The following is an 8,691-nucleotide window of genomic DNA, read 5'->3' as shown; positions in this document are numbered from 1 at the left end:
AAAAGATAGAAAAGAAGAAAGGTGGTTTGGCGATTGCCAAACTTCTGATTATGGAGGCTGGGGATGGAAGGCTCGAGCTCGGGGGTATAGCGCTTGGATCAGGCTGAGAGCGGTTGTCGAGATTTAGCGAACGGCCTTTATTTTTGCTTTTAGACTTAATAGAGGTCCGTTCCGACTTAATTCGCTCTCATTTTGACTTAATTTTTCTTATTTAGACTTAATTAGAGCCAGTAGATACCCATCGTGGTATTCGCGGGACGTGCACTTAACGCTTCGAACCCCCTCACAACCCTCAAAATACGAAGAAGATGGCCAAGAGCCATCTTCCACCTCCCGATATTCTTAAGAAAAAGCTCCAAAAACCATCCAAAAGCCCCTCAAGCAGCTCCGACAACCATCATCCAAGCCAAAAACTCACTAAAACACCTCAGATGCCACACACAAAACCCCTAATTAGCTCTCCCTATCAACTCCACCGCACACAATTACGAGGTAATCTGCTTTTTATACGAGGTAATTCTGAATATATCCGTAAAACTTCATCATAATTCCGTAGATAAACATTTTAATCCGATTTGCGACAAACATCCTTTACCAGCTAGGACGGCTACCCGTTACCACACACTATAACCTGCCCAAAACCCGCCAAACCCCTCAAAACCTCCCGAAAAGCAAATTATTTGCCTATCCAGCACATCAAATAGTTTTAAACCGCGTCACAGGGGGGATTAATGGACCATGAAGGCGCGAACTTGGTTTATTTTCATGAATTGAATGAAGACAGACACAACAAAGCCCAGAGTCTCATACATTTTATAGAGTATCCAAAATAATCTGAATAAACGTATATGAATAAATATTTCTGGCTACAATGGCAATTATGGAGGTGGAAGAATGAAAGCGACACGACAGTACGGGGAAATTTGTATGGTATGTGAAGAGAAGAAAGATCGAGGATTACACATTCTTCATCAGTTTATTTGCCAAGAATGTGAGCATAAAATTCTGACCGCGAAAACCAATGACGAATATTATAAACATTACTTATCACAACTAAGAAAATTAAAGTTAGTAAATGCGTCTTCATAAGAAAACAGGCTGTTCGTCAGCCTGTTTTTTTGTTGCTGTAAATTCGTAGGAAGGGAAACTGTGATAGAATAAAGATAGCAATCAAAGCAAAAAATGTTTGAAAAATAAAGGAATTATGTGATGAAATATGCACCGCTTTACGAAGCTTTAATTAATCATAGTCGTACAAATAAATGGTCTTTTCACGTACCAGGACATAAGAACGGACACATTTTTGAAGAGAAGGCTAGAGCCCACTTTCAATCTGTTTTACCGTTTGATGTTACTGAGCTTTCAGGACTTGATGACCTGCATCACCCTGAAGGTGTGATCTTAGAGGCACAAGAGCTGTTGGCTTCCTACTACAAAGTGAAGCAAAGCTTTTTTTTAGTAAATGGAAGCACTTGTGGCAATCACGCCATGATCCTTGCATCGTTTAAAGATGATGATATCGTACTTGCACAACGGAACTGTCATAAGTCTGTGCTGAATGGATTAGAGCTGGCTGGTGTTACTCCAGTTTTTCTTCATACCGAAATGGATGAAGAGGGAGGATATCCATTAGGTGTGGATCTACTCACCATCAAACAAGCGGTTGAGAACCATCCACATGTGAAAGGTATCATTCTAACTAACCCTACTTATTATGGAATGCAGCAAGACATTCAAGAAATTGCTGATTTTATACATAGTTTGGGTGGTGTTGTATTAGTCGATGAAGCTCATGGAGCACATTTCGGATTAAAGGATATGCCGATCAGCTCGATACATAAAGGGGCAGATATGGTTGTGCAATCTGCGCATAAGACTCTCCCTGCACTGACAATGGGCGCTTTTTTACATGTAAACAGCGAACGAGTGGATATTCACCGATTAAAACATGCACTGCAGTTGGTACAGTCTAGCTCTCCATCCTATCTGATCATGGCTTCACTCGATCTTAGCCGACTATATCTTGAAAATTTGAGCAGCGTTGAGATCAAACGTATTTTGTCTCAATCTGAAGAACTAAGAATGTATATCGAATCTCTTCCTCATCTTAAGGTTATGAAAGCTCTAGGTCGTTATCAGATTGATCCATTAAAGATTACCGTTCAGTCAGATAGGGAAATATCAGGATATGAGCTTCAGGAATTATTTGAAAAAGAAGGATTGTTTACAGAGTTGGCAGATGACAGAAATGTCTTGTTTGTATTGCCGCTAGGTCCGCTAAAAGATACGAAGGACTTGCAAAAGGTAATTAAAAAGATATCAGATCAGCTCGCTCGTTATGATACGAGACAACGAACGAATCAATCTCTAAAAGGGCTGTCGCCAGTAAGCAGATTATCACTTTCTTATAGAGAAATGAGAGGGTTACAAGCAAGACCTCAGTCGATAAAGGATTCAGAAGGAAAGGTTGCAGCAGAAGCTGTTATTCCTTATCCTCCAGGAATTCCGCTTGTTGCAAAAGGAGAACAAATTACTTCGATACATATAGAAGAGTATTCTTCATTAAAAAAGAAGGGTGCTCGGTTCCAAGGAATTACCAAGGACCACGTGATATATGTTTTTGATCATAGGTAAGGGGCAGTAATTGTGAAAGGTTTATTTATAACATTAGAAGGGCCGGACGGGTCAGGAAAAACAACACAGATCGAGAAGGTTGCTGAGTATTTACGAAAGCATCAGGTGGATTTTATCCAAACGCGTGAACCAGGCGGTACAAGTATCAGCGATAAAATACGAGCGCTTGTCTTAGATCCAGAGCATAAAGAAATGCATGATCTAACAGAGGTTCTGCTTTATGCGGCTTCGCGTGCACAGCATGTACATGAAAAAATCATTCCTGCATTAGAGGAAGGAAAAGTCGTACTGTGTGATCGATTTGTGGACGCATCGCTCGCTTACCAAGGATTTGGACTTGGAGTTGGAGAAGAACGAGTGCTTCAAGTTAATAACATTGCAACGAGTGGACTTGTTCCCCACCGCAGTTATTTTGTAGATGTATCACCGCAAGTTGGAAAAGAGCGAATGAAAGCTCGCTATGGAACAGAGAACTTAGACAGAATCGAGCAAAAAGATCTTTCTTATCATGAGCGAGTGAGAGAAGGATTTGCTGAAATCTTTTCAAGACAAGCTGATCGAATCGTTCGAATTAATGGTGAACAGAGCCCTGATGCAGTGTTTGAAGAAATCGTAAAGGATTTAGATCAACTTTTATCGAATCATAAGAAAAAGTAGAGAGGGGCATTCGCCATGAAAATGATTATAGCCGTTGTTCAAGATAAAGACAGCAACCGACTGCAAGATGCGCTTGTTGATAAAAACTACCGTGCTACAAAACTCGCAACTACAGGAGGATTTTTGAAAGCAGGGAACACAACGTTTATGATTGGTGTGGAAGATGCTCAAATCGATGATGTTATGGAGATTATCCGGGAAAACTGCAAGAGCCGTAATCAGATGGTGGCACCTGTTTCACCGATGGGCGGCAATGCAGATGCGTATGTTCCATACCCGGTCGAAGTTGAAGTAGGCGGGGCGACTGTTTTTGTTCTACCCGTTGAAAGCTTTCAGCAATTTTAAATATATTGAGGGGTTATTATGAAAATTGGCCAAGATATAAGACCCATTCTGGATACGAAACAAAACGATGGAAAGATCGGGAAAAAGCCGTCTCTTTCATTTGGTGAAGCGGTATCCAAACAAAGTGAGAAATTACATTCTGAACAGTTAATAAGACTGTTAGGTGATATAGAAAATCAAGGCAAGAGACTGCTACAATCACAAACGGTACGGGATCTGCAGCTATATAAAAACTTGGTTCAACGCTTCGTAAAAGAAGCCGTTGATTTCGGTATGCAGCTTAAGCAGAACAAAAGCTGGAACGAACAAGGCAGATCACGCACCCTTAAACTTGTAAAAGAAGTAGATGAACATTTGATACAGCTAACAGAAGCCGTTCTCAGTCAAGAGAAGGATTCGATCACTCTGCTTGATCGAATCGGAGAAATTAAAGGTTTGTTAGTTAATTTATATACGTAGTAGGTGAGTACGATATGGTGAGCTGGGAAGAGTGCAGCAAAACACAGCCTCGTGTTGTGAAATTATTAAAAAACAGTATACGAAAACAGCGCCTTGCTCATGCATATATTTTTGAAGGGGCTCATGGAACAGGGAAAATGGCGACTGCAACGGTTCTTGCTAAAACGTTTCTTTGCAGAAATTGTGAGGATGGAAACCCTTGTGAAAGCTGTCCGAACTGCAAGAGGATCACATCTGGCAACCACCCTGATGTGCATATCATCGCACCAGATGGCCAAAACATTAAGATCGACCAGATAAGAGGACTTCAAAAAGAGTTTGCATACAGTGGGATGGAGTCTTCGAAAAAGGTATACATTATTGAGCATGCTGATAAGATGACCGTTCAGGCGGCGAACAGCCTCTTAAAGTTTTTAGAAGAGCCAGGAAACGATACGATCGCACTTCTTTTAACAGAACAGGTCCATCGTCTGCTTGATACGATCCGTTCGCGAGCACAGACATTAACCTTTTCACCCCTTCCCCCACAAGGGATTTTAGAAAAATTACTACAAGACGATATTCCAAAACCGGTAGCCATGTTAGCGTCCTCTCTGACTTCGGATTATGCGGAAGCACTCGAAATTTGTAGGGAAGAGTGGTTTGCACAAGCAAGAGCCAAAGTGATACAATTAACGGAGGACTTGAGGCTCCGGCCTGATTACTGTCTTGTTGTACTGCAAGATCAGTATTTAAGTTTTTTTAAAGAAAAAGATCAGTTACGTTTAGCTTTAAACTTACTTTTGATCTGGTATCGAGATCTTTTATCTATACATTTATCAAACTCGGAAAACGTTGTGTTTTTCGATCAGCTTCAAGCATTAGAGCAGCAGGCTCTTCACACTTCGCAAAAAAAGACGGGTGAAGCCCTGCAAGCGATACTGACTGCTCAAGCTAGACTCAGGAGCAACGTCAGCCCCTTGATGGTGATGGAGCAGTTGGTTTTACGATTACGGGAGGGATAAAACCTTGTATGAGGTAGTGGGAATCCGCTTTAAAAAAGCGGGTAAAGTATATTATTTCGACCCCGGCGACCTTGAAGTGAAAAAAGACGCGTTTGTCATTGTGGAAACAGCGCGTGGAATAGAATATGGCAAGGTAGTTATCGATAAGAAACTAGTCGGGGAGAATGATGTTGTTCTTCCTTTAAAAAAAGTCGTTCGGCTCGCGACACAGAAGGACATTTTGTCTGTAGAAGAAAATAAAGCAGCCGCTAAGGAAGCGTTTCAAAGTTGTGAGGAAAAAATCATCGAGCATAAGCTGGATATGAAGCTTGTCGATGTTGAATATACGTTTGATCGTAACAAGATTATCTTTTATTTCACAGCAGACGGAAGAATCGATTTCCGGGAGTTGGTTAAAGACCTGGCTTCTATCTTCCGTACTAGAATCGAACTCAGGCAGATCGGTGTTAGGGACGAGGCGAAGATGCTTGGCGGAATAGGTCCGTGTGGCCGAATGCTTTGCTGTTCAACGTTCCTTGGAGATTTTGAACCAGTATCGATTAAAATGGCAAAAGATCAGAACCTTTCTTTGAATCCTGCTAAAATTTCAGGCCTTTGCGGCCGTTTGATGTGTTGTTTGAAGTATGAGAACGACTATTATGAAGAAGCTAAAGAAGAAATGCCTGATGTTGGTGAAGAGATTATGACCCCTCATGGTGTTGGTCGCGTTGTCGGCTTGAACTTGCTAGAAAAGGTCATTCAAGTGAACATTCCTGCAATGGAAAGAACGACAGAGTTCACTTTGGACGAGCTTGCTGCTGGTAAGAGAGAGGAATTATTCAGTCAGGCCACAGAGTAAAAGAGGTGGAATTCGTGGAAAAGAAAACAATATTTTCCCGCGTAGTACAGATGGAAGAGCAAATCACGGTGCTGTCAAAGCAACTGGAAGATTTCAAGACTCATTTGGCTGCACTAATTGAAGAAAACCACCATCTCGTGATGGAAAATGAAAATCTGCGAAACAAGCTGAATGCCGATCAGAAACGGAGTTCTGTTAAAAAGTCTGTAGCCTCTAAAGCCAAGAAGGAACCCACTGATATAGGTGAAGGTTATGATAACCTGGCGCGGCTCTACCAAGAAGGATTCCACATTTGCAACCTTCATTATGGCAGTGTACGTTCAGAGGGAGATTGTTTGTTTTGTCTTTCATTTTTAAATAAGAAATAAACGCCTTTCCAAATGGGAAGGCTTCTTTTTATATGGCAGTGTTTGTGCGTAAGTTAGTCTGGCTGCAATTGTGCGGCAGGCAGCGAACTCCTGAAAGGTGAACATTATTCATATCGGGGTATACGAGGGGGAGTAGCTTGCGGAATTTGTCGACGATTGTAGACTCGTGGATAAACGATAAAAACTTTTGGAATGAGAGCCAAATCTCGTGGATAAACAGCCTAAATTTCTGGATTGAAGTTAAAAACTTTTGGATTGGATGAGCTGAATACCCCCCTAAGTATATAAAAGTGATTAGTATATGGACCCGAAACTGTACCTATATCATTAAAAGATGGACATTCATAGGGTATTCGTTCAGTTTTCACAGCTGTAAATCAAAAAACATTAAAAACTCTACCTATTATATAGAAGAAAGAGAGGGAAGACTGTGAGTGATCTAATACAAGATGAACGGATTGATTTTTTAGTACACGAAGATTTAAAAATCATACAAAGTCCCTCTGTTTTTTCTTTTTCACTAGATGCTGTTTTATTAAGTCGTTTCGCATGGGTTCCGATTCAAAAGGGTAAGATTATTGATCTGTGTAGTGGTAACGGTGCAGTTGCTCTTTTGTTAAGCAAGCGGTCAAAAGCACAGATTACTGGAGTAGAAATTCAGGAAAGATTGCACAGTATGGCGACTAGGAGTGTAGCGTTAAACCATTTAGAGGAACAAATTCAAATGGACTTGGCAGATATTAAAGACGCTCCAGCTACATATGGTTATGGTTCGTTCGATGCCCTCACCTGTAATCCACCGTACTTTGCATCTGCACATGAAGAAGATTTTAATCAGAATGAACACCTGGCTATCGCGCGTCACGAAATACATTGTTCGCTAGAAGATGTTATCCGGGTAAGTAGCCAACTCGTAAAACAAGGCGGAAAAGTTGCTATGGTTCACCGGCCGAACAGGCTCATGGAAATTTTAGCTTATATGAGACAATATAAACTTGAACCAAAGAAGCTGCAGCTCATCTATCCGAAAGCAGGCAGTGAAGCTAACATGCTTTTAATAGAAGGAATGAAGAACGGTAAACCCGATCTGCACATTCTGCCTCCTGTAACGGTCTATGGGGAAGACGGCCAATACACCGAGCAACTAAAAAAGATGTTCTATGGCGAAGATGGAAAATAACAAGCACTATATATATATTCTGGAATGTAAAGACGGAAGCTATTACACAGGCTATACAAATGATATAGAAAAGCGTCTCAAAAAACATGAAGAAGGAAAAGGCGCAAAGTATACAAGAGGAAGAGGGCCTTTAAAGCTTGTCTTTCAAGCGGTCTTTTCTACTAAACAAGAAGCGATGCGCATGGAGTTTGCTGTAAAGAAGCTTAGCCGTGCTCAAAAAGAACGATTGATAAAAGAGGGAAGTGTTTCGTATGTGGCAGCAAAAGAGCTACAAGAATGATACAGATAGCGGCATGCTGTACTTAGTTCCAACACCGATCGGCAACCTGGAAGACATGACATATCGAGCGATTCGTATATTAAAAGAATCCGATGTGATCGCAGCAGAGGATACAAGACAAACAAAAAAACTATGCAACCATTTTGAAATCAGCACACCTCTAACAAGCTATCATGATCATAATAAACAGCAGAGCGGGAAGAAGTTGTTAGAAGAATTAAAGAAAGGAAAACAGATCGCGCTTGTTACAGATGCAGGAATGCCTGGAGTTTCAGACCCTGGTTATGAACTAGTCGTTCAGTGCGTAGAAGAGCGCATACCCGTTATCCCGTTGCCAGGAGCAAACGCAGCACTGCCTGCCCTTGTGGCATCAGGACTAAATACTGAATTATTTACGTTCTACGGTTTTCTACCACGTGGAAAAAAAGAAAAAAAGCTAGAACTTGAAAATCTGAAACGATTTCCATCTACCCTTCTTTTCTATGAAGCACCACACCGTCTAAAAGAAACACTCCAAGCCATGAGCGTCGTACTAGAAAATCGAAACATCGCTGTCGTTCGTGAACTTACAAAAAAATACGAAGAGATCACTCGTGGAACCTTACAAGAAGTATCAGAGTTCTTCAACCAAGGAGACACAGAAATCCGGGGAGAGTTCTGTTTAGTAGTAGAAGGCAGCGGCAATAAAGAGTTCGAAGCAGAAGACGAAGAACAATGGTGGGAACCCTTATCCGTAAAAGACCACGTCGAACACTACGTAGAAAAAGGCGAAAAACCAAAAGAAGCCATAAAATTAGCAGCAGTAGACCGAAACGTACCAAAGCGTGAAGTCTACCAAGAATATCACGGGTTGTAGGCGATAAGGAAGAGGGTCATAAAAAGCTGAGCTTACAATCATCAATAACAGCCTAAGAATGCTTTATCTT

General features: G+C 41.2%; 11 protein-coding genes. All 11 read left to right on the top strand.

The genetic code is table 11. The annotated features are described in order from the left end of the window. The first annotated feature begins 894 nt into the window (after positions 1–894). The 11 genes from IHV09_RS21515 to rsmI all read left to right on the top strand — a co-directional run bounded on the left by IHV09_RS21515 (position 895) and on the right by rsmI (position 8,621). Complete coding sequence (locus IHV09_RS21515; RefSeq protein WP_066390463.1) at positions 895–1,089, top strand: sigma factor G inhibitor Gin; 195 nt, start codon at positions 895–897, stop codon at positions 1,087–1,089. Between the two features lie 120 nt (positions 1,090–1,209). Next, the gene (locus tag IHV09_RS21510) at positions 1,210–2,634 is read left to right on the top strand and encodes an aminotransferase class I/II-fold pyridoxal phosphate-dependent enzyme (protein ID WP_197265429.1); all 1,425 of its coding nucleotides are present in this window, start codon (positions 1,210–1,212) and stop codon (positions 2,632–2,634) included. Positions 2,635–2,646: 12 nt separating this feature from the next. Further along, positions 2,647–3,291, top strand: a complete 645-nt coding sequence (gene tmk / locus IHV09_RS21505; protein WP_197192193.1) for a dTMP kinase — start codon at positions 2,647–2,649, stop codon at positions 3,289–3,291. A 15-nt stretch (positions 3,292–3,306) separates the two neighbouring features. Continuing rightward, positions 3,307–3,636: a cyclic-di-AMP receptor gene (locus tag IHV09_RS21500; protein ID WP_066390471.1), complete on the top strand. Its 330-nt coding sequence runs from the start codon at positions 3,307–3,309 to the stop codon at positions 3,634–3,636. An 18-nt stretch (positions 3,637–3,654) separates the two neighbouring features. Further along, positions 3,655–4,095, top strand: a complete 441-nt coding sequence (locus IHV09_RS21495) for a YaaR family protein (protein WP_197265428.1) — start codon at positions 3,655–3,657, stop codon at positions 4,093–4,095. Between the two features lie 14 nt (positions 4,096–4,109). After that, on the top strand, positions 4,110–5,099 hold the full coding sequence (gene holB, locus IHV09_RS21490) for a DNA polymerase III subunit delta' (RefSeq protein ID WP_197265427.1): 990 nt from the start codon (positions 4,110–4,112) through the stop codon (positions 5,097–5,099). Between the two features lie 4 nt (positions 5,100–5,103). Then, the gene (locus IHV09_RS21485; protein ID WP_197134515.1) at positions 5,104–5,937 is read left to right on the top strand and encodes a PSP1 domain-containing protein; all 834 of its coding nucleotides are present in this window, start codon (positions 5,104–5,106) and stop codon (positions 5,935–5,937) included. A gap of 14 nt (positions 5,938–5,951) precedes the next feature. Then, positions 5,952–6,305, top strand: coding sequence for a DNA replication initiation control protein YabA (gene yabA / locus IHV09_RS21480; RefSeq protein ID WP_144704788.1), 354 nt, complete (start codon positions 5,952–5,954; stop codon positions 6,303–6,305). 430 nt (positions 6,306–6,735) lie between these two features. Continuing rightward, positions 6,736–7,485: a tRNA1(Val) (adenine(37)-N6)-methyltransferase gene (locus tag IHV09_RS21475; protein ID WP_197134509.1), complete on the top strand. Its 750-nt coding sequence runs from the start codon at positions 6,736–6,738 to the stop codon at positions 7,483–7,485. After that, positions 7,475–7,765, top strand: coding sequence for a GIY-YIG nuclease family protein (locus IHV09_RS21470; RefSeq protein ID WP_197134538.1), 291 nt, complete (start codon positions 7,475–7,477; stop codon positions 7,763–7,765). Before IHV09_RS21475 ends, IHV09_RS21470 begins: the two co-directional genes overlap by 11 nt. Further along, on the top strand, positions 7,737–8,621 hold the full coding sequence (rsmI, locus tag IHV09_RS21465; protein WP_197265426.1) for a 16S rRNA (cytidine(1402)-2'-O)-methyltransferase: 885 nt from the start codon (positions 7,737–7,739) through the stop codon (positions 8,619–8,621). The genes IHV09_RS21470 and rsmI overlap by 29 nt, the downstream gene beginning before the upstream one ends. Positions 8,622–8,691 lie beyond the last annotated feature (70 nt).

It is taken from the genome of Fictibacillus sp. 23RED33, from assembly GCF_015903925.1.
GTDB classification, from domain to species: Bacteria; Bacillota; Bacilli; order Bacillales; family Fictibacillaceae; genus Fictibacillus; species Fictibacillus phosphorivorans.
Note: the sequence above shows the minus strand (reverse complement) of the source record. Positions and strands in the feature narration are given on the sequence as shown.

Bases quoted from the DNA above. Each gene is read 5' to 3' on its own strand.
- IHV09_RS21515 (WP_066390463.1), top strand. From the start codon at position 895: ATGAAAGCGACACGACAGTACGGGGAAATTTGTATGGTATGTGAAGAG.
- holB (WP_197265427.1), top strand. From the start codon at position 4,110: ATGGTGAGCTGGGAAGAGTGCAGCAAAACACAGCCTCGTGTTGTGAAA.
- IHV09_RS21500 (WP_066390471.1), top strand. From the start codon at position 3,307: ATGAAAATGATTATAGCCGTTGTTCAAGATAAAGACAGCAACCGACTG.
- IHV09_RS21510 (WP_197265429.1), top strand. From the start codon at position 1,210: ATGAAATATGCACCGCTTTACGAAGCTTTAATTAATCATAGTCGTACA.
- IHV09_RS21495 (WP_197265428.1), top strand. From the start codon at position 3,655: ATGAAAATTGGCCAAGATATAAGACCCATTCTGGATACGAAACAAAAC.
- IHV09_RS21470 (WP_197134538.1), top strand. From the start codon at position 7,475: ATGGAAAATAACAAGCACTATATATATATTCTGGAATGTAAAGACGGA.
- rsmI (WP_197265426.1), top strand. From the start codon at position 7,737: ATGTGGCAGCAAAAGAGCTACAAGAATGATACAGATAGCGGCATGCTG.